This window comes from Anaerobutyricum soehngenii (assembly GCF_009697165.1).
GTDB classification, from domain to species: Bacteria; Bacillota; Clostridia; order Lachnospirales; family Lachnospiraceae; genus Anaerobutyricum; species Anaerobutyricum soehngenii.
In genome coordinates this window covers 17,613-36,433 of record NZ_VULP01000017.1, presented here as the reverse complement: position 1 = coordinate 36,433, position 18,821 = coordinate 17,613, and the positions used below count along the sequence as shown (strand labels likewise).

The window sequence follows — 18,821 nt, the reverse complement described above, 5'->3', positions numbered from 1 at the left end:
TTTTTAGAAAAATGAATATAGGGATATAGGGTGCGGTGTCGGGCGGTGTTCCTGCTCCCTGCGGTCGCCCTTGTCGGCGGTAACTGTAACAATGGCGATTATTGCGGTGCGGATTACTTGAATTTGAACAATTCTGCGGGCAATGCGAACTGGAACATCGGTGCGTCCAATTTCTTCTCATATCGGAGCGTTTAATCAAATGCAGCCTATATCCCACGCCACAAGGCGAAAATCATTCCGGATATAGGGTCGGTTGAGTAAGCATCCGCACAAAAACCGATAGGAGATAAGAAAATACTATATGAGAAGTTACAACAACCTATATGAACCAATGTTGCAAGACGACTACATAAAACAGCGTTTTATAAATGCATCCAAAAAGAAAAAGAACAGGAATGATGTGCGGGAGGTATTAGAGAATCTCGATGAACACACAGAACTCTTGAAAAAGATGTTGACAGAGGAGTTGTTCATTCCGGACTATCATAAACCGAGCATCATCAACGAGAGCAGCAGCAAGAAAACACGCCGTATATTGAAACCACATTACAAATATGAGCAGGTTATTCATCATTGTGCAATAGGTCAGTTCAAACCGATTGTGATGAATGGATTGTATGAATTTTCCTGCGGGAGCATACCGGACAGGGGCGTTCATTACGGGAAAAAGTACATGCGGAAATGGCTTGATTCATACGACGGGAAAAAGTTCTTTGTTCTCAAGATGGATGTACACCATTTCTTTGAATCCATAAACCGGAGAATCCTCAAGAGAAAACTCAAAGCAGTAATTCGGGATAAACGGTTTTATAGATTACTCTGCATACTGATTGAACATGACAAAATAGCACTCGTTGCAAAGAGTTTGACGGATGCAGGTGTTGAAATTAATGCAGAACAGACGAAAAGGCTTGTCGGATGCATAGCGTTTGACGATATTTTTGGAGCATTGGAGGTTCTAAAAGAAATTGGTATCACAGGAGAAATGTTTGGGAAATTAAAAATAATTATTGAGCAGATTCGAAAAGGTGCCCCACTGGGATATTTCACATCACAATGGTTCGGCAACTTTTATTTAAAAGCACTTGACCACTACATTAAGGAGAAACTTCATGCAGAGCATTACATGCGATACATGGACGACATGGTGATACTGGGTAAGAGCAAAAAGAAACTGCATAAAATGCACAGGGCAATCGAGATATATTTGAACGACAAGCTTGACCTTGAGATAAAAGAAGATTGGCAGGTGTTTAGATTTGAATATCCGATGATGAAAGACGGGAAGCCAGTGCTTGACGAGAAAGGAAAGCAGGTCACAAAGGGACGTATGCTTGATTTTATGGGATTTCAATTTCACCATGACCGGACAACCATCAGAAAATCAAACATCGAGAGTGCGAGACGCAAGGCAAACCACATTTCAAAGCAGGATAAAATTTCGTGGTATAACGCATCAGTCATGTTGTCGTACATGGGATTGTTCAAATATACAGATACATACAATTATTACATTGATTACATCAAACCGAAAATCAATGTTAAGAAACTCAAGAAGATAGTTTCAAAACATAGCAGAAAGGAGAATGAACATGACAGACTGGAAAAAGGTGACAGGAACACAGCCGGACAAACCGGAAGAAATCGACAGGACATCATCACCATTAACGGTGTATCTGCGTAAGAATATTGAGCAGGTGACAAGAGAAGTCGAGGGAAGCAATGGAGAAATGACAACAGAATGGCAGTATGACGAAAAAGAAATGACGGTCGAGGAATATGAGAACATGGCGCTCATGAAAACTATTGTCGAGGAGAATACATCCGGAATCGTTGAATCTGTGACACAGTTTCAGCGAGATGCGGTCATTGATGAATACACACAGCAGTTAATTGAGGAGGGGTTGATTTAGTATGAAAATGCTTGTTGAGAGTCTCAAAAGAATGTATAAAAAAGGAACGCTTACAAAAGAACAGATTGCAGAGCGTGTCACAAAAGGCAGTATTTCGGCGGATGAATATAAATATATCACAGGAGAGAAATACTCCAATGGTGATGTAGAATGAGTTTGCTTGAAATAATATCGCGATTATGTGATGTAACGGGATTGTTATCAGAAATTGTGAAAAAACAGCAAACAATCATTGAACAGGCAAAGATTGAAAGTGCAGTAAGAGAAGAACTTCGAAATAGTATAAAAAGATCAGATGAAGAATTAGATATGCTCGAATATAGAATGAGAAAATATTGTGATACTGATGATATAGGATCAATAGAATAAAGAAAGACTTTTTATAGCACTAACTGATACTATCCATTCGGTTTAGGCCCAGCAATATAGTCCCGTTCTTTCATGACGATTAAATCGGTCTGGCTTTTTAAAATTTCGATTAGGTTATATATGTCATTGACAAAATAGCAGATAACTCTTGCACCGGCGATGTCCATAAGAAAGTTTTTCGCATTTGTCATAGAGGGCTTTTTCTCCTTTTTAATCAGTTTATCTTCAATACTCTTTTTCGATTTAATGCGGCTCTGGATATTGTGAATAGGAACAGGATGTGTAGCCGACGATTCGTATAAAGTGTGATTTAATGTATCAAGACGGCTTAAAAGCATCTGCATGGCATCTTCATATGGTTTAATTAAATTATAATATTCTTTTTCATTCATAAGTTTAGTATTCCTCCTCATATCATTTATCATTCTATTGGAAAAATGTGTTTAATGTATGATAGAGAAATAACGGTTTGTTTACGGTATTCTTACATTAGAGCATGTTTGTAAAATCATTCCTGCAACCTGCACGTCTCAATTTGCGGTATATTTTGCCTTCATTTAGTTGACGTAGCCCACTACGCCGCCCTCATTCAGGCGAAATCTCCCGCAAATTGTAACGCACATCTTACAGAAAGCATTGATTTTTTGTTGATGTACTATCATTACAATGATATAATGTCTTATAAGGAGGCGGCATACATGGGAAAATTTAAAGGGGCTGATTTTGCAGACAAAACAGTTTATCTTTTATGGACGAGAAGACCCAGTCGGTAACTATGCTAAGGCTGGGATGAATCGTCCAGTTGGTGTTAAGACAGCTCACTCTTGCGGACATACTTCCTCTTAGGCTGTCCCTGCTTCTTGATATACTCTTCGATTACTTCCAGATTTGCTCCTCCAGTACTGCCAAGATAATAGCTGTCTGTCCAAAAAGAATCTCCCCACAGATATTCTTTAAGTTGCTCCTTATATTTCTTACGTACCTGTCTTGCACTGACCTGTTTCATCAGTCCGATATATCTTGCCAGCTCCTTATCCGGTGGCAGGCTGAACAGCAGGTGCAGATGATCCCTGTCTGCTTTTCCCTCGATAAGTTCTCCGCCCCATCCTTCCAGGAGATGACGCATCTCGTCTAACAAAAAATCTGCGATTTCATCTGTAATGCACGGCTTACGGTATTTTACAACAAAAACAGCGTGATAGGATAAACTCCATACACGGTGGCGTTCTCTTCTGATCTTCATGATCCTTGATCCCCTTCCACGAAAATATGTTCTATTGATGTTGATAAGTTATCTGTTTTGTGCTATAATTATAGCATAAATAAAGCATATTTACAATCGTATGGTTAACTGGAAAGGAGTAAGACTATGGAGTATAAAAGTACATTCACAATCCCATCTGCAAGGATATATATGGATGAATTATCTTCTGTAGAGCAGGATATGGTCCGGCTGACTTTTCTCCGGTATAACCGCATGAAGGAATGGTACTATAACCAGTCTTATAATGAAAAATATCTGGGGATTCCTTTTGCCGTAGATGGCAAGACAGAGACTGCTCTTCTCAAAGAACATTACCGTGTCTTGTACGGAGGAAAGCTGTCTGATTATTATGTCACATCCTTGTTTTCTTCTGTCAATGGAATGAGGAAATCCCAGAAGGAATTATTAAAGCTTGCGGAGCAGGAACGGATGCAGCGGCAGGAGAACCGCCGGGAGAAAGCAGATTCCTTAAAAGAACGCCTTGTGCGGATGCAGGCAGGGAAAGACTGGCTGAACGCCTTTGGGCGGTATCTTGCTGGGAAAGGAACAGAGCCAAAAGCCCCGTCTGTACAAAAGCAGGGATTCACTTATTCTAGCGGAAAACTTTTCTATCGTGGAAAAAAGAACCAACTCGTAGAAGCGGAGCCTTTTGTCTATGAACGGGAACTGGAGAAACGGATCCGGCAGACAAAAGCCCGTATCGCACAGATCGAAGACAAGATCCGCCGGACAGATGAAAAAGCTGGCAGGATTCCCTCCCGCATCACATTCGGTTCTAAGAAACAGTACAAGAAGAAAGATACCCTTTCCCTTACGGGAAAAGAATTAAGGGCATGGCACCAGGAGCGTGACTTTGCAAGAAACCGTATCGTAAACTTCTCCGGTCGTGCTGTTTCCCCAGATGGGAATTACCTCTGTAAATATGATGCAGAGGGGCACACTCTGGAAGTAACAATGATCAATGGAGAGAAGATCCTGTTCCATGAAGTTCATTTTCCTTACCGTGGAGAAGAACTGGCACAGTACCTTAAAGAACGGAAAGGCTCTGTTGGCTATATGATGGAGCGCAAGAAAGACGGGAACGGCAGGGAATATCTTATCTTTAAGGCAGCCCTGACGGTGAAAAAAGACTATCTTAACTATAGTACATCCGATGGAGTCCTTGCTTACGACTTTAATTATGACCATATCGCATGGGCAGATGTTTCGTCAGATGGAAACCTCATCAAAGCAGGGGTGATCCCGTTTACACTGGACGGGCTGTCGTCCGGTCATGCAAAAGAAATCTTAGGCGTGGCAGTAAAGAAGCTGGTATCCATTGCTGTAGACAGGAAGAAACCAATCGTCCGGGAAGACCTTGATTTTGTAAGGAAGAAGGCACAGATGGAATACCGGGAAAAGAGGCAGAACCGGAAGCTTTCCGCCCTTACCTACAGTAAGGCGATCGCTATGGTGGAGGCAAGGGCATTCCGGGAAGATACCGCTGTACTTAAAGTAAACCCGGCGTATACCAGCCTTATCGCTAAAGTAAAATACATGAAACTAAAGAATCTGTCTATCCATTGTGCCGCAGCTTATGTAATCGGGCGCAGGGGGATGGGATTTTTAGAAAAACTACCATCTTACCTCAACTGTCTTGTGCCAAAGACACAGAAAAACCGCTGGAGAATCGTCTTTACCCATGCAAAAAAGGCAGGTCCTTCCTACTTTCGGAAGAATCTGCCTGTATGGGATAAATGGAAACAATTTGATGCCAATGTACATAACTATAACGAAAACTATTCCTTGTGGAAAGAATCCTATTCCATGCAATAAAACTTTGTAACTGTTCACTTATATATGTCACTGAAAACATGGAGCCTGCTGTACCGCTCTCTCGTTTTTCCCCAAGGTTAGGGGACTGGCGGGAAACGGATGGATGCGGCAGGCTCCCAACAGGAGGAAGCAGATGCTGCAGAGCCGGAAAGCCTGACCCATGCCAAAACAGGCACACCTGTTAAAGTTGGTGATGGTTGGTCTGGACCCATAGACACGAGCTAAATCTTGTATACCCCGTAGATTGTAAAGCCGGGGGTTCTCTCTGAAAAAAGATTGCCCTGCAATTTTCTTTTCAGACCGAATCTATGTCGTAACTATCGTAGATAGTTAAGGCATGGTAGTTCAATGCAAGGGATTCTAATGCGAGAGAAACGTATCGAAAAGAAATTCGTAACAGACATTCTTATAAAAATGATATTTTTGTTTTGGATATTCTCAGAGAGGAGATGAAGGACAATGATTCACGCATACAGCGAATCTTATCTATATGATGCGAAGCAAAATCTGGCTGAATGTTTTGATTATGCGATTAGCAATTGTCGTTTTAATGCAGATATATTTTCAAGGCTGTTTGTTCAATCTGGATATGCAGACAAATTTGAGCGTGGAAATCCAGCGATTGTTTCAGGAATATCTGGGATAGAACTGGCTCAGGAAATCATTATGTATGCTTATACGAATTACAAATTTCCAGAAAAAATATTTTCTGAGGAACGTTCTGAAGTCTATTGGGCTGGTTGGGCTTTGGCAGAGTATCAGTGGGCTACCTGTAGACGATTCAAAGATATTTTTTCAAGAATACCTCTTTCAGAAATTGTTACAATGTATAGCGTATATCATGAAATGGATATAGGGCATTTCATTGAAGATATGAATAAAAAATATATGAGTGTAACACAGGAAATTCATTTAAAAACAATTCGTGAAAATCGTGGCATATCTCAAGTAGAACTTGCAGCACTTTCAGGTGTAAAACTTCGTTCGATACAAATGTATGAGCAAAAAGTAAATAATATTGATAAAGCACAGGCGAGAACCCTTTACAAACTTTCAAGAGTATTAGGATGCAGTATCGAAGATTTGTTAGAAAATCCGGAACTGTAAAAAGTTAATGCTCGACTTGAATTTTGGCAGTACCATAAATATATAGCGTCAGAAAGGAAAATCATGAACCAGAAAAACATAGTAAAAGATATACAGTCAAAACTTTTTGAACTTCAGGATATAAAGTATCGGGATTTTCATGCGAAGCTTATGCCGACGGTGAATAAGGAGAAGATTATCGGAGTTCGGATTCCTGTACTTCGTTCATTTGCAAAGGAGTTTGGTAAAACTAAAGAGGCAAAGCTGTTTTTGCAGGTGCTTCCACATTCGTATTATGAAGAAAATAATCTGCATGGTCTTTTACTAGAGCAGATAAAGGATTACGAAAAGTGTCTACAGGAGCTGGAACGATTTCTGCCTTTTATAGATAATTGGGCAACCTGTGATTTGCTTGCTGTTCGTACGGTAAAAAAGCATCTTGATGTATTTATAAAAGAGGTGTATCGCTGGATACAATCACAGTATACATATACGATACGATTTGGAATTGGTATGTTGATGCGATATTATCTGGATGAAAATTTTCAGATGGAGTATCCGGAAAAGGTGATGCAGATTTGTTCGAAAGAGTATTATGTGAATATGATGCGGGCATGGTATTTTGCTACGGCACTTGCAAAACAATATGAGAACATTCTTCCATTTATAGAGGATAAAAAGCTGGATGTCTGGACACATAATAAAACAATTCAAAAAGCGATTGAGAGTTATCGGATAACACCGGAGCAGAAAATGTATCTTAGAACATTAAAAATAAAGTAATGATTCCATTCGAGGTGACAAAGTGAAATCACTATCAATTTATACACTTACAAGAAATCAGAGTATAGAGCATATATCAAAACTGGAAAGGCAGTTATCTGGAAGGAAGTTTCCTTTAAAAATACGTACCTGGGAATGGGGGAGTATGAGAGCATTGGCAGCTCAGTTGGAAATGTATATGCAGGAAGTATATTCCCTCCGTTTTTTCTATTCTTTCCAAATTCCAAGATTGGGAAAAGAGTTTGATCTTCTTCAGATTAAGGACAATTATATCGTAAATATTGAGTTAAAGAGTGGGGTGGTTTCGGATCAGGCAATTCGTAAGCAGCTGATTCAGAATCGCTATTATTTATCTGTTTTAGGAAGACCAATTCAATCTTATACTTATATTAGCAGCCAGAACAGGCTGGTTCGTCTGACACATCATGATCATATCGTGGATGCAGACTGGGAAAGATTATGTGAGGATTTACAAAAAGAAGGTATGAATTATGAAGGAAATATCGAAGATTTATTTCGGGCGGAGTTATATTTGATTTCACCGATAACAGACCCTGTCCGTTTTTTAAAAAAGGAATATTTCCTGACTTCTCAGCAAAGAGATATTGAGAAAAAGATTTTAAGAGATATTTATGCAAAGCGATCAGGCTGTTTTTGGTTTAGTGGAATTCCAGGAACAGGAAAAACCTTGCTTCTTTATGATATTGCTATGAAGCTGTCTGTTCGCCATCGAATCTGTATGGTACATTGCGAAGAGAATGGAGAAAAGTGGAGAATATTACATGAGCGCTTGCAAAGAATTGATTTTTTGGCAGATGAGCAGATTCGCATCGAGAAGAAAAGTGGCAGTCAGAATAGCGGGCAGGATAAAGGACCGGATAGCAGCCGAGATTATGATCAGAAGAAGCAATTCAATTGCGAAGAAAGAAAAGCCGGAACACAAATACCGCTTGAAAAATATAGAGGGATTTTAGTTGATGAGGCACATTTGCTTTCCAAAGATAAGATAGAGAGATTGTTAGAGTTAAGCAAAGAGCAGCCTGTGATATTTTCCAGCGATTCTGAAGATGTTATCTCATCAGAAGAAATGGATAAAGGGAATATAAAAAAGTTGGAAAATCAGACAGATATTAAGGTGTTTCGATTGACAAATCGTATTCGGACGAATGCGGAACTTTCTACATTTATTCAGAATATGATGCATTTGCCGCCAAGAATGAATTCGAGGGGATATCCGCACATTTTTGTAGTATATGCCAATGATGATGTTGAGGCAGAGAATTTGCTAAGTGATTATATAAAGCAGGGATATCAGTGGATTGAAATAGAAGAATCAGAGAGGCAGGAAGCACAGGCAGATTTAAAAATGCAGGCGGTCAGAGATATGGATAAAATAGTTCTTCTTCTTGATGAGCGGTATTATTATGATGAAGAAGGATATCTAAGGGCAGCCTGTTTTATGAAAAATGGAAGTTCGTATGTAAGAAAGATTTTTCACAGGTTGAATCATGCAAAGGAAAGTATAGCTTTGGTAGTAAAGAAAAATGAGAAAGTATATAATACGTTGCTGGAGTTATTATAAACAAAAGAAAATAATGGGGAAGCGCTAGAGCGTGTTTGAAAAATCATTCCTACAATCTGTACGCCCCAATTTGCGGTATATTTTGCCTTCATTCAGTTGACGTAGCCCGCTACGCCGCCCTCATTCAGGCGAAATCTCCCACAAATTGTAACGCACATCTTGCAGAAAGCATTTTTCGAACACGCTCTAAAAAAATGTATTTTACCAAGTGTGTTTTCTCTACTTTTTTTGTTATATTTTGTGCTATAATAAAAATAATTTTTTTTAGAGGAGACATATAATGCTAGATTTTGTAAACGATTATTCAGAAGGCGCCCATGAAAAGATTTTACAGCGATTGTTAGAAACTAACATGGAAAAGCTGTCTGGCTATGGGACAGATCAATATTGTGAGTCAGCAAAACAGAAAATCAGGGAAGCCTGTGAATGTCCAGAGGCAGATATTTATTTTTTAGTTGGCGGAACACAGACGAATGCTACGGTTATTGATGCTTTGCTTGAGCAGTACGAAGGAGTTGTATCTGCAGATACAGGACATATCAGTACACATGAGGCAGGAGCAATTGAAGCATCCGCCCATAAAGTGTTGGCAATTCCGCATAAGAACGGGAAAGTTACTGCAAAAGCCGTAAAACAGTATTTTGCAGATTTTTATGCAGATGGCAACCATGAACATATGGTATTTCCGGGAATGGTGTATATTTCCCATCCGACAGAATACGGTACACTTTACAGTAAAAAAGAATTGGAAGAGTTGTCTATAGTCTGTCATGAATATGATGCACCACTTTATTTAGATGGTGCGAGACTTGGCTATGGTCTTGTCAGTGAAGAAAACGATGTAACATTAGCGGACATTGCTTCTTTATGTGATGCATTTTACATCGGTGGTACAAAGGTTGGAGCATTATGCGGAGAGGCAGTTGTATTTCCGAAGAATAATGCACCGAAGCATTTCATGACAATCATAAAGCAGCATGGAGCACTTCTTGCAAAAGGACGATTGCTTGGTGTACAGTTTGATACTCTTTTTACAGATGATTTATATCTTACAATTAGTAAAAATGCGATTAAAACAGCGAATACATTGAAAGAGGCTCTAAAAGAGAAGGGGTATACTTTCTATATAGATTCTCCAACAAATCAGATCTTTCTGGTCTTAGAAGATGAAAGATTAAAACAGTTAGAGGAAGAAGCAGCAGTCAGCTTTTGGGAAAAGGCAGATGATAACCACACGATCATTCGCCTTGCTACAAGCTGGGCTACAAAAGAGGAAGAAATCAAAGCACTGATTGAAATCTTATAAATTAGAGAGTATATTTATCTCAGTCGAGAAGACTCCCACCTCTTTCAGGTGGTGAGTGACAGCAAATTTGTCTCAGTGAGAGTCCAATCTCCGACTGAGATAAACGCTCCGCGAGGATGCGCAGTGATTCTGTAAAGAATATGTCAGCTTACGCTGACCAGAATCACGCGCCAAGTCTCGCGGCTGCTCGACTTGAATATTTTTAAGAAAAAAGTATCTATTACAAAGACAGATTTTAAGAAAAGAATCAAAGATATTTTTATGACTTTCACGTTATGGAATTCTGACCAAAAACTTTGAGAGAGTTATCGAGAAGTTTTGTTTTGGGGCAGAATGGAATGTTTAACGTGACGGAATAAAAATACTTTGTATTTTTTTCTTAAAATCGTCTGTAGACAAGTATAGTTTGAAAGGAGCATTTTATGAGTTTAAATGATACCCCATCCGGGGAAAGAATACATATTGGTTTTTTTGGCAGACGAAATGCCGGAAAGTCTAGCGTGGTAAATGCGGTGACCGGTCAGGAGCTGGCAGTTGTTTCAGATACAAAGGGGACAACAACAGACCCGGTTTCTAAAGCAATGGAGCTTTTGCCGTTAGGTCCGGTTTTGATCATTGATACACCTGGGTTTGACGATGAAGGACAGCTTGGAGAACTTCGTGTGCGGAAAACAAAGCAGATATTAAACAAAACAGATATTGCAGTACTTGTTATAGATGCGGTAGAAGGTTTAAAGCAATGCGATGAAGAATTGCTATCTATTTTTAAAGAAAAAGATATACCATATTTACTTGTATACAATAAAGAAGATATGCTTAAGGAAGAGCAAAAGGATTCTTTGGTAGAGGATAATAACAATGCGGTATATGTGAGTGCTCTGCAAAAGACGCATATTCAGGAATTAAAAGAAAAACTTGCAAAACAGATAAAAACAGAAAATCAGACGTTACAGCTTGTCGGAGATCTTGTTCAGCCTTCTGATCTCATTATACTGGTTATTCCAATTGATTCTGCTGCACCGAAGGGAAGACTGATTTTACCACAGCAGCAGGTTATCCGCGATATATTAGAAGCGGGAGGGGCGGCTATATGTGTGAAAGAAACAGAACTTTCCAAACTCCTTACTGATCTGGGAAATCGCCCGAGTATGGTAATTACGGACAGCCAGGCGTTTGCTCAGGTGAGCCAGGTGGTACCGGAAGAAATTTTGCTTACCTCCTTTTCTATTTTAATGGCAAGATATAAGGGATTTTTGGATGAAGCGGTACAGGGAGCAGCAGCGATCCGACAACTGAAAGATGGAGATCGTGTTCTCATTTCAGAAGGGTGTACACATCATCGTCAATGTGATGATATCGGAACGGTAAAGATTCCTCGTTGGCTGAAAAATTATACAGGAAAGAATCTTATAATTGAGACCTCCTCCGGTCGGGAATTTCCAGAAGATCTTTTTCCATTTTCATTAATTATTCACTGTGGCGGCTGTATGCTCAATGGACGTGAAATGAAGTATCGTATGAAGTGTGCAAAAGATCAGCATATCCCATTCACAAACTACGGAATTGCCATTGCATATATGCAAGGAATTTTAGAAAGAAGTATTCAAGTCTTCCCCGATCTTGTTAAAAAGATAAAATTTGATCTGTAGATTTTAAAATCAACAAAAAACGATATCTCTTAGATGGCTGAAGGTGCATCTTAGAGATATCGTTTTTCTTTTATGCGTATTTATTGTATTAAAATCACATAAATCAAGCCTGTGCAGAACGCTTTGTAAGTGTTTCTACAGTAGAACAGTATTTGTCTACAAGACATACCAGAAGTGCCTCACGACTTCGTGGCACTTTGGTAAGATTCAGCGGCCACATATGGTGTGCGATAATGTCCTTTTCTTTATCGGTTAAAGAAAAGCGGGTGCTGGCATTGAGAAGAGCAGTGTGTGCATGAGAAAATCCATGCCACTTATGGCTGTCATCTTTCTCGTGCCAGTCATAAAGATAAAAGTCGTGAAGAAAAGCACCAATGACAAGGGACTTTACGTTAGAACCAAGCCCCAGGCGTTTATTTAAGTAATAGCATACTTTTGTAACATACATAACGTGTTCGTACGTACTTACGCTGCCATGCTGACAGAAACTTTTCATGGAACGTGCTTCTTTACTGTTACAGTATTTTTCTAATATTGTATGAATTTCCTGAATTTCTGTATTGCTTAACTTCATATAAAATCATCCTTTAAAATCATCATTTATATTATAGCCCTGTTACAATCTGTTGAAAATATTTGGACTTAGATCACTTCTGTCTTCCAGTAGGCAGCGCTATATGGAGGAAGATCCATGCCGCCGCCAAAGTCAACGGTTTCTCCTGTAACAAGATCCGTTCCAAGACCGGAGCGCGCATTAAAATCAGCGTGAAATGTGTTGGAATCAGCATTGATTGCAACAATAACACGTTCCTCATCACAGCTTCTTTCAAAAATGAGTTGTTTATCTCTTACAAGAAGATTCGCATAGCCACCGTTGTATAAAGCCGGGTGAGTGTGGTGTGCCTTCGCATAAGCGGCAATTGCATCAGAAAGTTCGTTCCATTCCGGTTTTTCAAGACGAGGACGAATCTCTTCATCTCGTCCCTGTTTTTTACCTTCAATGCCCCATTCACTTCCATAATATATAGAAGGAACACCTGGCATTCCAAATAGCAGGCCGTAGATAACAGGCAGCTGCTGTTTATCCTCTAATATAGTGGCAATACGGCTGACATCATGATTATCTACAAAAGAGAGAAGATGCTTTCCGCGGTAAATACACCAGTTTTCATAACCAAACTGGCGGTTTAAGCTGTAGCTGATCTCATGCATGTTCGCACAGTTAAAACTGGAATACAATCCCTTGTAACATTCATAGTTTGTAACAGAATGACACTTCTCATCATTCATATACATATTATAATCGCCATGTAATGTTTCTCCCATAAGAACAAAATCTTTTTTCAGAGTACTGGTAAAACGGCGTAACTCTTTTAAGTAAAAATCACTCAGGCAGTAAGCAACATCAAGGCGGAGACCGTCGATACCATAAAGGTCTGTCCATTGTTTGATCGCATCGAACTGGTGCTGTCTGACATCTGGATTATCAAGATTTAACTTAACAAGTTCGTTATGTCCTTCCCATCCTTCATACCAGAATCCATCATTATATTCTGTATTTCCATCAAAACTTAAATGAAACCAGCCACAATAAGGGCTGTCCCATTTCTTTTCCTGCACATCCTTAAATGCCCAGAAACCGCGGCCAACATGATTAAATACACCGTCAAATAAAATTTTAAGACCTGCCTCGTGAATAGCATCACATACTTCCTTTAAGTCATCGTTCGTGCCAAGACGGCGATCCAGGGTGTAGTAATCTCTGGTATCATATCCATGATAGTCACTTTCCATGAGAGGATTAAAGAGAACACAGGTAGCACCGAGCTTTTCAATATGAGAAATCCAGTCCTTTACTTCAAGGATGGAATGTCCCACAACACTGTCATCGCTGCTTCTTTCTTCATTTAAAACTCCACAGAGTCCTAATGGATAAATCTGGTAAACTACTGCTTCATCGAACCACATAAGCTGTCCCTCCTAAATATAGAAAATGCTCGTCAGCCTTAAAAATTGAGCCTCCGAGCATTTTCATTATAGCATAAATTCTATTAGGATTCAAATTGGAAGGTCCAATTTAGCCATGAGATTTGAAGAAAAAATTATGCTGCGATATAAGGGGAGATTGCCTCCATAATCGTTGGCATCTCATTTTCTCTTTCCATGATTCTTAAATCAACTTTGTTGCGGATATCCATAGTCATTACTCCAAGAAGAGACTTGGCATCTACAACGTACCGTCCATAAATTAAGTCAAAGTGGCTTTCAAAATCTTCAATAGCTTTTACAAATGATGTCGCATTATCTACAGAGCCAAACTTGATTGTGACTGTTTTCATAATTCTACATCTCCTTATCATAAATGTATATTATACCGATAAACAGATTGCCGGTATAAAAATAAATTTTTACTAAATCGTTTTGACGATTTTGGCTTATAATATTTCATATAAGGCAAAAAGTCAAGAAAAATTTTCAGAAGAAAGAAAATCGTAAAAAAAATAAAGTGAACATATTTTGAAAGCTTCTTGCATTTTTTATTCAAAATAGATATAATAGAATGGTAAGTATAAAATAATAAGAATTAAGAAAGGAAGGATACATTATGAAAAAATTCTTATCTGTAGCTTTAGCAGCAGTTATGATGTTATCATTAGCAGCATGTGGAAGCAGCTCAAACAAGGCAGAATCTAGTTCAGAAGGAGGCAGTGCTTCTGATAAGACTTATATTATCGCGACAGATACAACTTTTGCACCATTTGAATTCACAAATGATAAAAATGAATTCGTAGGTATCGATGTAGATATCTTAGCTGCGATTGCAAAAGATCAGGGATTTAAGTATGATTTACAGTCTCTTGGTTTTGATGCCGCTGTAGCTGCTCTTGAGTCCGGACAGGCAGATGGAACAATTGCCGGTATGTCTATCACAGAAGAAAGACAGAAAAAATATGACTTCTCTGAAGCTTATTATGATTCCTATGTATGTATGGCTGTAAAGAAAGGCAGCAGCATCAAAGGATATGAAGATTTAAAAGGTAAGAAAGTTGCAGCAAAGACAGGTACACAGGGAGCTGACTGTGCTGAGTCTTTAAAAGATAAATATGGATTTGATATCACATATTTCGATGATTCCGCAACAATGTACCAGGATGTTAAGACAGGCAACACCGTTGCATGTTTCGAAGATCAGCCTGTAATGGCTTATGGTGTTTCTCAGGGTAATGGTCTTGAGATTGTAGCAGAAGAGAAAGATAACTTCTCTACACCTTATGGTTTTGCCGTATTAAAAGGACAGAACGCAGATTTACTCAAGATGTTTAATGAAGGTTTAAAGAATATTAAAGCGAACGGTACTTATGATGAGATCGTTGCAAAATATACCTCAGCGAAATAATTGAGAGACAAAGGTTAGGTAAGAGGTTAATTTATGAATCTATTTGGAGTTTTAAGTGAAGTCTATCCAACATTGTTGACTGGACTTACTATGACAGTTAAGATTACGATTTTATCTCTGATCATCGCTTTGGTTATCGGTATTTTCGTATGTCTTATGAATATTTCCAGTAATATTGTATTACGTGGAATCGCAAAGTTTTATATTTGGCTGATTCGTGGTACTCCGATGCTGGTGCAGGCATTTTATTTCTATTTTGCTCTGCCACAGTTAGTTCAGGCGGTTACAGGCTCACAGTTCCGCATTACCGTATTTACAGCCAGTTTAGTTACACTTGCCCTGAATGCAGGCGCTTATATTTCTGAGATTTTCCGAGGTTCTATTGAGTCCGTTAATAAAGGACAGATGGAAGCGGCAAGAAGTCTTGGTTTAAGTTATGCAAAGTCAATGCAGAAGATTATTCTTCCGCAGGCAGTGCGTATCTGTCTCCCATCTCTTGTAAACCAGTTTATTATTACGTTAAAGGATTCTACGATTCTTTACGCAATCGGTTTATCAGAGGTTATGTATAATGCAAAGATTTATGTAGGAAGAACGATGGAATCATTTGCAACATATACATGGGTAGCAGTCTTCTTCCTTTTGATAGTGACAGTTCTGTCATTTATCTCAAGATATGTTGAAAGGAGGATGAATGCGTAATGACAACAGAGAAAGATGTAAAGATTCATGTAAAAGGTCTGAAGAAGAGTTTTGGACATGTACATGTTTTAAAAGGAATTGATGCAGAGATTAAAGCCGGTGAGGTAATCTGTGTCATTGGACCTTCTGGTTCCGGTAAGTCAACATTTCTTCGCTGTCTGAATCGTTTAGAGGAAGCAACAGCCGGAGAGATTCTTGTAGATGGACAGAGTATTACGGAAAAGAATTCAAATATTGACAAGATTCGTCAGCATATCGGAATGGTATTCCAGCAGTTTAACCTGTTTCCTCATTATACAGTAAAAGAGAATATTATGCTTGCTCCTGTAGAACTTAAGTTAAAGTCTAAAGAAGAGGCAGAAAAGAAGGCTCTTGAGCTGTTAAAACGTGTTGGTCTGGCAGAGAAAGCAGATGCAAAGCCAAAACAGCTTTCCGGTGGACAGCAGCAGCGTGTGGCAATTGCACGTGCTCTTGCGATGGAACCGGATATCATGCTGTTTGATGAACCGACTTCAGCATTGGATCCAGAGATGGTTTGTGAAGTTCTTGATGTTATGAAAGAACTGGCTGCAGAAGGAATGACCATGGTCGTGGTAACACATGAGATGGGATTTGCTCACGATGTAGCAGACAGAGTATTTTTCATTGATCAGGGTGTTATTATGGAACAGGGAACCCCGGAAGAGGTTATGGATCATCCAAAGAATGAGAGAACGCAGAGTTTCTTAAGTAAAGTATTATAAAACATTTTAAATAAAAAGGCATCTGTTTCTGACAGGTGCCTTTTTTAGGAGGTTGTTATGCGAATCGTTGTAAAAGTGGGAACATCAACATTAACCCATACTAGTGGAAGAATTAATATTAGAAGAACAGAAAAGCTTTGTAAGATTTTAAGTGATGTAAAAAATGCAGGACATGAGCTTATTTTAGTTTCTTCTGGTGCTATTGGTATGGGTGTAGGAAAACTGAATATGAAAAGTAAGCCCGAAGATATGCCCACAAAGCAGGCGGCAGCAGCGATAGGACAGTGCGAATTGATGTATCTTTATGACAAGTTATTTAGAGAATATAATCATATTGTTGCACAGATGTTGATTACAGGGTTAGATTTCTCCAATGAAGAAAGTCATAGTAACTTTCAGAGTACATTGAATCGTCTATTAGAATTGAATGTTATTCCGATCATTAATGAGAATGACACCATTGCGACACAGGAAATTTCTGTGGGAGATAATGATACGATGGGAGCAATCGTTGCAGAAAACGCTCAGGCAGATTTATTAATTATCTTAAGTGATATAGACGGTCTTTATACAGGGGATCCGCGTAATAATCCAGATGCACAGCTCATTGATACTATATTTTCTATTACTCCGGAAATAAAAGAGTTAGCAGGAACAAAGGGAACAACTCTTGGTACAGGTGGAATGATCACTAAAATTCATGCGGCAGAAATAGCAATGGATGCCGGAATTGATATGATTATCGCTAATGGAACAAGACCGGAACTGCTTTATAAAATTCTTGATGGAGATAAAGTTGGAACAAAGTTTATCGGGAGGAAAAAAGGATGACAACAAGAGAGATTCTGGAACAGGCAGTCACAGCCAAAATTGCGATTAACTCAGCAGATACAGAGACCAAAAATAAAGCACTTGCCAATATGGCAGATGAACTTTTAGCTCATACAGATGCCATTTTAGAGGCAAACAAGCAGGATGTAGAAGCGGCAAAAGGAAAGATTTCCGATGTAATGATTGATCGTCTGATGTTAGATGCAGGACGAATTGAGGGAATGGCAAAGGGAATCAGAGAATTGATCTGTCTGGAAGATCCGGCAGGGAAAGTAATAAGAACGGTAGAGCGTCCAAACGGAATCATTATTGAAAAAACGGCTGTTCCTATGGGAGTGATCGCGATCATTTATGAGAGTCGTCCAAACGTAACAAGCGATGCGGCAGCACTTTGTATCAAGAGTGGTAATGTTTGCGTTCTTCGAAGTGGAAAAGAAGCATGGAAGAGTGCAGATGCAGTTGTAAAAGCACTAAAAGAAGGAATGAGAAAGTCCGGACTTCCGGCAGAAGGAATTCAGCTTATCGAAGATACAAGCAGAGAAAGTTCTGTAGAATTAATGAAGGCAGTAGGATATGTCGATCTCTTAATTCCAAGAGGAGGTCCTGGTTTGATCCGCTCTTGTGTGGAGAATGCAAAAGTTCCATGTATTCAGACCGGAACAGGAATCTGTCATGTTTATGTCGATGCCAAAGCAGACTTTGATAAAGCGTTGGGAATCATCGAGAATGCCAAAACAAGCCGTCCAAGTGTTTGTAATGCGGAAGAAGTCTTACTCGTTCACAGTGCAGTTGCTGAAAAGTTCCTGCCATTATTACAGAAAAAGTTAGTGGAAGACCGCAAAGAAAAAGGAGAAATTCCAGTGGAACTTCGTCTTTGTGACAGAGCCGCTAAAATTATTTCAGGAACACCGGCTGGAGCAGATGATTTCGATACAGAATTCCTAGATTACATTCTTGCGGTAGAAGTAGTAGATAGCGTGGAAGAAGCAGTAGAACATATTTCAAAACATTCTACGGGCCACAGTGAGGCAATTATCACAGAATCAAAAGAAGCAGCAGACTATTTTACGATGAGAGTAGACAGTGCCGCAGTATATGTGAACGTTTCTACCCGCTTCACAGATGGAGGAGAATTTGGACTTGGCTGCGAAATGGGAATATCCACGCAGAAACTCCATGCCAGAGGACCAATGGGCTTAGAAGAATTATGTACTTATAAATATATCATCCGGGGAGAAGGACAGATTCGATAGTAATTTATAGGCTAAACCGACAAAGGCAGAAAACGAAATACTTTATATTTGTGACTTTAGTCGCGGCGCGTTGAATGTTCGCTTAAGCGCTTGCATCCAACACTTGCTCCGAGGCCACAAATATAGAG

At 39.3% G+C, this 18,821-nt stretch carries 21 protein-coding genes and 3 pseudogenes; 17 read left to right on the top strand and 7 right to left on the bottom strand.

Annotated features, from left to right (window positions below):
• Positions 1–301 precede the first annotated feature (301 nt).
• The 4 genes from FYJ25_RS08970 to FYJ25_RS08955 are packed head-to-tail and all read left to right on the top strand — an operon-like array spanning position 302 to position 2,282.
• Positions 302–1,684 carry an RNA-directed DNA polymerase gene (locus FYJ25_RS08970; protein ID WP_154581093.1) on the top strand — a complete coding sequence of 461 codons (1,383 nt, stop codon included), beginning with the start codon at positions 302–304 and terminating at the stop codon, positions 1,682–1,684.
• A complete protein-coding gene (locus FYJ25_RS08965) occupies positions 1,593–1,913 on the top strand; it encodes a hypothetical protein (protein WP_154581092.1) in 321 nt (106 codons plus the stop codon). Before FYJ25_RS08970 ends, FYJ25_RS08965 begins: the two co-directional genes overlap by 92 nt.
• Before the next feature lies 1 nt (position 1,914).
• On the top strand, positions 1,915–2,067 hold the full coding sequence (locus tag FYJ25_RS08960) for an XkdX family protein (RefSeq protein WP_154581091.1): 153 nt from the start codon (positions 1,915–1,917) through the stop codon (positions 2,065–2,067).
• Entirely contained in the window at positions 2,064–2,282 is a 219-nt protein-coding gene (locus tag FYJ25_RS08955; RefSeq protein ID WP_154581090.1) for a hypothetical protein, read from the top strand. Before FYJ25_RS08960 ends, FYJ25_RS08955 begins: the two co-directional genes overlap by 4 nt.
• 29 nt (positions 2,283–2,311) lie before the next feature.
• Here the strand turns inward: FYJ25_RS08955 and FYJ25_RS08950 are convergent, their stop codons facing one another.
• Complete coding sequence (locus tag FYJ25_RS08950; RefSeq protein WP_243145720.1) at positions 2,312–2,674, bottom strand: GTP pyrophosphokinase; 363 nt, start codon at positions 2,672–2,674, stop codon at positions 2,312–2,314.
• A gap of 129 nt (positions 2,675–2,803) precedes the next feature.
• Between FYJ25_RS08950 and FYJ25_RS15045 the strand changes: the two are divergent.
• Positions 2,804–2,860 (top strand): annotated as a pseudogene (locus tag FYJ25_RS15045) (DUF6783 domain-containing protein); the annotation flags it as partial.
• On the opposite strand, the gene FYJ25_RS15040 reads toward FYJ25_RS15045, so the two are convergent.
• The gene (locus tag FYJ25_RS15040; RefSeq protein ID WP_334296211.1) at positions 2,840–2,905 is read right to left on the bottom strand and encodes a DUF6783 domain-containing protein; all 66 of its coding nucleotides are present in this window, start codon (positions 2,903–2,905) and stop codon (positions 2,840–2,842) included. The pseudogene FYJ25_RS15045 and the gene FYJ25_RS15040 sit on opposite strands and share 21 nt — an antisense overlap.
• 185 nt (positions 2,906–3,090) lie before the next feature.
• Positions 3,091–3,525, bottom strand: coding sequence for an IS200/IS605 family transposase (gene tnpA / locus FYJ25_RS08945; RefSeq protein ID WP_147607510.1), 435 nt, complete (start codon positions 3,523–3,525; stop codon positions 3,091–3,093).
• A 126-nt stretch (positions 3,526–3,651) separates the two neighbouring features.
• On the opposite strand from tnpA, the gene FYJ25_RS08940 reads away from it, so the two are divergent.
• The 4 genes from FYJ25_RS08940 to FYJ25_RS08925 all read left to right on the top strand — a co-directional run bounded on the left by FYJ25_RS08940 (position 3,652) and on the right by FYJ25_RS08925 (position 8,812).
• A complete protein-coding gene (locus FYJ25_RS08940; RefSeq protein ID WP_154581089.1) occupies positions 3,652–5,361 on the top strand; it encodes an IS200/IS605 family accessory protein TnpB-related protein in 1,710 nt (569 codons plus the stop codon).
• Positions 5,362–5,820: 459 nt separating this feature from the next.
• Positions 5,821–6,468 carry a helix-turn-helix domain-containing protein gene (locus FYJ25_RS08935; RefSeq protein WP_154581088.1) on the top strand — a complete coding sequence of 216 codons (648 nt, stop codon included), beginning with the start codon at positions 5,821–5,823 and terminating at the stop codon, positions 6,466–6,468.
• Positions 6,469–6,531: 63 nt separating this feature from the next.
• Complete coding sequence (locus FYJ25_RS08930; protein WP_147607507.1) at positions 6,532–7,230, top strand: DNA alkylation repair protein; 699 nt, start codon at positions 6,532–6,534, stop codon at positions 7,228–7,230.
• A 22-nt stretch (positions 7,231–7,252) separates the two neighbouring features.
• Positions 7,253–8,812: a DNA/RNA helicase domain-containing protein gene (locus FYJ25_RS08925; protein WP_330578323.1), complete on the top strand. Its 1,560-nt coding sequence runs from the start codon at positions 7,253–7,255 to the stop codon at positions 8,810–8,812.
• Here FYJ25_RS08925 and FYJ25_RS15035 read toward each other — a convergent pair.
• Positions 8,737–8,970: pseudogene (locus FYJ25_RS15035) on the bottom strand (DUF6783 domain-containing protein). The gene FYJ25_RS08925 and the pseudogene FYJ25_RS15035 overlap by 76 nt on opposite strands.
• On the opposite strand from FYJ25_RS15035, the pseudogene FYJ25_RS15030 reads away from it, so the two are divergent.
• From FYJ25_RS15030 to hydF, 3 genes and pseudogenes are all read left to right on the top strand, one after another.
• A pseudogene (locus FYJ25_RS15030) lies at positions 8,908–9,093 on the top strand (DUF6783 domain-containing protein); the annotation flags it as partial. The pseudogenes FYJ25_RS15035 and FYJ25_RS15030 sit on opposite strands and share 63 nt — an antisense overlap.
• Positions 9,093–10,118 carry a threonine aldolase family protein gene (locus FYJ25_RS08920; RefSeq protein ID WP_096239669.1) on the top strand — a complete coding sequence of 342 codons (1,026 nt, stop codon included), beginning with the start codon at positions 9,093–9,095 and terminating at the stop codon, positions 10,116–10,118. The pseudogene FYJ25_RS15030 and the gene FYJ25_RS08920, both read left to right, overlap by 1 nt.
• 422 nt (positions 10,119–10,540) lie before the next feature.
• Positions 10,541–11,767 carry a [FeFe] hydrogenase H-cluster maturation GTPase HydF gene (gene hydF / locus FYJ25_RS08915; RefSeq protein ID WP_154581087.1) on the top strand — a complete coding sequence of 409 codons (1,227 nt, stop codon included), beginning with the start codon at positions 10,541–10,543 and terminating at the stop codon, positions 11,765–11,767.
• 103 nt (positions 11,768–11,870) lie between these two features.
• Here hydF and FYJ25_RS08910 read toward each other — a convergent pair whose 3' ends face one another.
• The 3 genes from FYJ25_RS08910 to FYJ25_RS08900 all read right to left on the bottom strand — a co-directional run bounded on the left by FYJ25_RS08910 (position 11,871) and on the right by FYJ25_RS08900 (position 14,106).
• Entirely contained in the window at positions 11,871–12,341 is a 471-nt protein-coding gene (locus FYJ25_RS08910) for an HD domain-containing protein (protein WP_021906896.1), read from the bottom strand.
• A 68-nt stretch (positions 12,342–12,409) separates the two neighbouring features.
• Positions 12,410–13,735 (bottom strand): alpha-amylase family glycosyl hydrolase, encoded by a 1,326-nt coding sequence (locus FYJ25_RS08905; protein WP_154581086.1) that lies wholly within the window; start codon positions 13,733–13,735, stop codon positions 12,410–12,412.
• Positions 13,736–13,869: 134 nt separating this feature from the next.
• Positions 13,870–14,106 (bottom strand): HPr family phosphocarrier protein, encoded by a 237-nt coding sequence (locus tag FYJ25_RS08900; protein WP_154581085.1) that lies wholly within the window; start codon positions 14,104–14,106, stop codon positions 13,870–13,872.
• Between the two features lie 266 nt (positions 14,107–14,372).
• Here FYJ25_RS08900 and FYJ25_RS08895 point away from each other — a divergent pair, with 266 nt between their 5' ends.
• From FYJ25_RS08895 to FYJ25_RS08875, 5 genes are read left to right on the top strand one after another with little or no spacing between them, the layout of a single operon-like run.
• Positions 14,373–15,164 carry a transporter substrate-binding domain-containing protein gene (locus tag FYJ25_RS08895; RefSeq protein ID WP_021906899.1) on the top strand — a complete coding sequence of 264 codons (792 nt, stop codon included), beginning with the start codon at positions 14,373–14,375 and terminating at the stop codon, positions 15,162–15,164.
• Between the two features lie 33 nt (positions 15,165–15,197).
• Positions 15,198–15,866 carry an amino acid ABC transporter permease gene (locus FYJ25_RS08890; RefSeq protein ID WP_005346457.1) on the top strand — a complete coding sequence of 223 codons (669 nt, stop codon included), beginning with the start codon at positions 15,198–15,200 and terminating at the stop codon, positions 15,864–15,866.
• Positions 15,866–16,609, top strand: a complete 744-nt coding sequence (locus FYJ25_RS08885; protein WP_154581084.1) for an amino acid ABC transporter ATP-binding protein — start codon at positions 15,866–15,868, stop codon at positions 16,607–16,609. Before FYJ25_RS08890 ends, FYJ25_RS08885 begins: the two co-directional genes overlap by 1 nt.
• Positions 16,610–16,666: 57 nt before the next feature.
• The gene (gene proB / locus FYJ25_RS08880) at positions 16,667–17,440 is read left to right on the top strand and encodes a glutamate 5-kinase (RefSeq protein WP_096239681.1); all 774 of its coding nucleotides are present in this window, start codon (positions 16,667–16,669) and stop codon (positions 17,438–17,440) included.
• The gene (locus FYJ25_RS08875) at positions 17,437–18,693 is read left to right on the top strand and encodes a glutamate-5-semialdehyde dehydrogenase (RefSeq protein ID WP_154581083.1); all 1,257 of its coding nucleotides are present in this window, start codon (positions 17,437–17,439) and stop codon (positions 18,691–18,693) included. Before proB ends, FYJ25_RS08875 begins: the two co-directional genes overlap by 4 nt.
• The last annotated feature ends 128 nt before the right edge of the window (positions 18,694–18,821 follow it).

Bases quoted from the DNA above. Each gene is read 5' to 3' on its own strand.
- FYJ25_RS08970 (WP_154581093.1), top strand. From the start codon at position 302: ATGAGAAGTTACAACAACCTATATGAACCAATGTTGCAAGACGACTAC.
- FYJ25_RS08965 (WP_154581092.1), top strand. From the start codon at position 1,593: ATGACAGACTGGAAAAAGGTGACAGGAACACAGCCGGACAAACCGGAA.
- FYJ25_RS08960 (WP_154581091.1), top strand. From the start codon at position 1,915: ATGAAAATGCTTGTTGAGAGTCTCAAAAGAATGTATAAAAAAGGAACG.
- FYJ25_RS08955 (WP_154581090.1), top strand. From the start codon at position 2,064: ATGAGTTTGCTTGAAATAATATCGCGATTATGTGATGTAACGGGATTG.
- FYJ25_RS08950 (WP_243145720.1), bottom strand. From the start codon at position 2,674: ATGAATGAAAAAGAATATTATAATTTAATTAAACCATATGAAGATGCC.
- tnpA (WP_147607510.1), bottom strand. From the start codon at position 3,525: ATGAAGATCAGAAGAGAACGCCACCGTGTATGGAGTTTATCCTATCAC.
- FYJ25_RS08940 (WP_154581089.1), top strand. From the start codon at position 3,652: ATGGAGTATAAAAGTACATTCACAATCCCATCTGCAAGGATATATATG.
- FYJ25_RS08935 (WP_154581088.1), top strand. From the start codon at position 5,821: ATGATTCACGCATACAGCGAATCTTATCTATATGATGCGAAGCAAAAT.
- FYJ25_RS08930 (WP_147607507.1), top strand. From the start codon at position 6,532: ATGAACCAGAAAAACATAGTAAAAGATATACAGTCAAAACTTTTTGAA.
- FYJ25_RS08920 (WP_096239669.1), top strand. From the start codon at position 9,093: ATGCTAGATTTTGTAAACGATTATTCAGAAGGCGCCCATGAAAAGATT.
- hydF (WP_154581087.1), top strand. From the start codon at position 10,541: ATGAGTTTAAATGATACCCCATCCGGGGAAAGAATACATATTGGTTTT.
- FYJ25_RS08910 (WP_021906896.1), bottom strand. From the start codon at position 12,341: ATGAAGTTAAGCAATACAGAAATTCAGGAAATTCATACAATATTAGAA.
- FYJ25_RS08905 (WP_154581086.1), bottom strand. From the start codon at position 13,735: ATGTGGTTCGATGAAGCAGTAGTTTACCAGATTTATCCATTAGGACTC.
- FYJ25_RS08900 (WP_154581085.1), bottom strand. From the start codon at position 14,106: ATGAAAACAGTCACAATCAAGTTTGGCTCTGTAGATAATGCGACATCA.
- FYJ25_RS08895 (WP_021906899.1), top strand. From the start codon at position 14,373: ATGAAAAAATTCTTATCTGTAGCTTTAGCAGCAGTTATGATGTTATCA.
- FYJ25_RS08890 (WP_005346457.1), top strand. From the start codon at position 15,198: ATGAATCTATTTGGAGTTTTAAGTGAAGTCTATCCAACATTGTTGACT.
- FYJ25_RS08885 (WP_154581084.1), top strand. From the start codon at position 15,866: ATGACAACAGAGAAAGATGTAAAGATTCATGTAAAAGGTCTGAAGAAG.
- proB (WP_096239681.1), top strand. From the start codon at position 16,667: ATGCGAATCGTTGTAAAAGTGGGAACATCAACATTAACCCATACTAGT.
- FYJ25_RS08875 (WP_154581083.1), top strand. From the start codon at position 17,437: ATGACAACAAGAGAGATTCTGGAACAGGCAGTCACAGCCAAAATTGCG.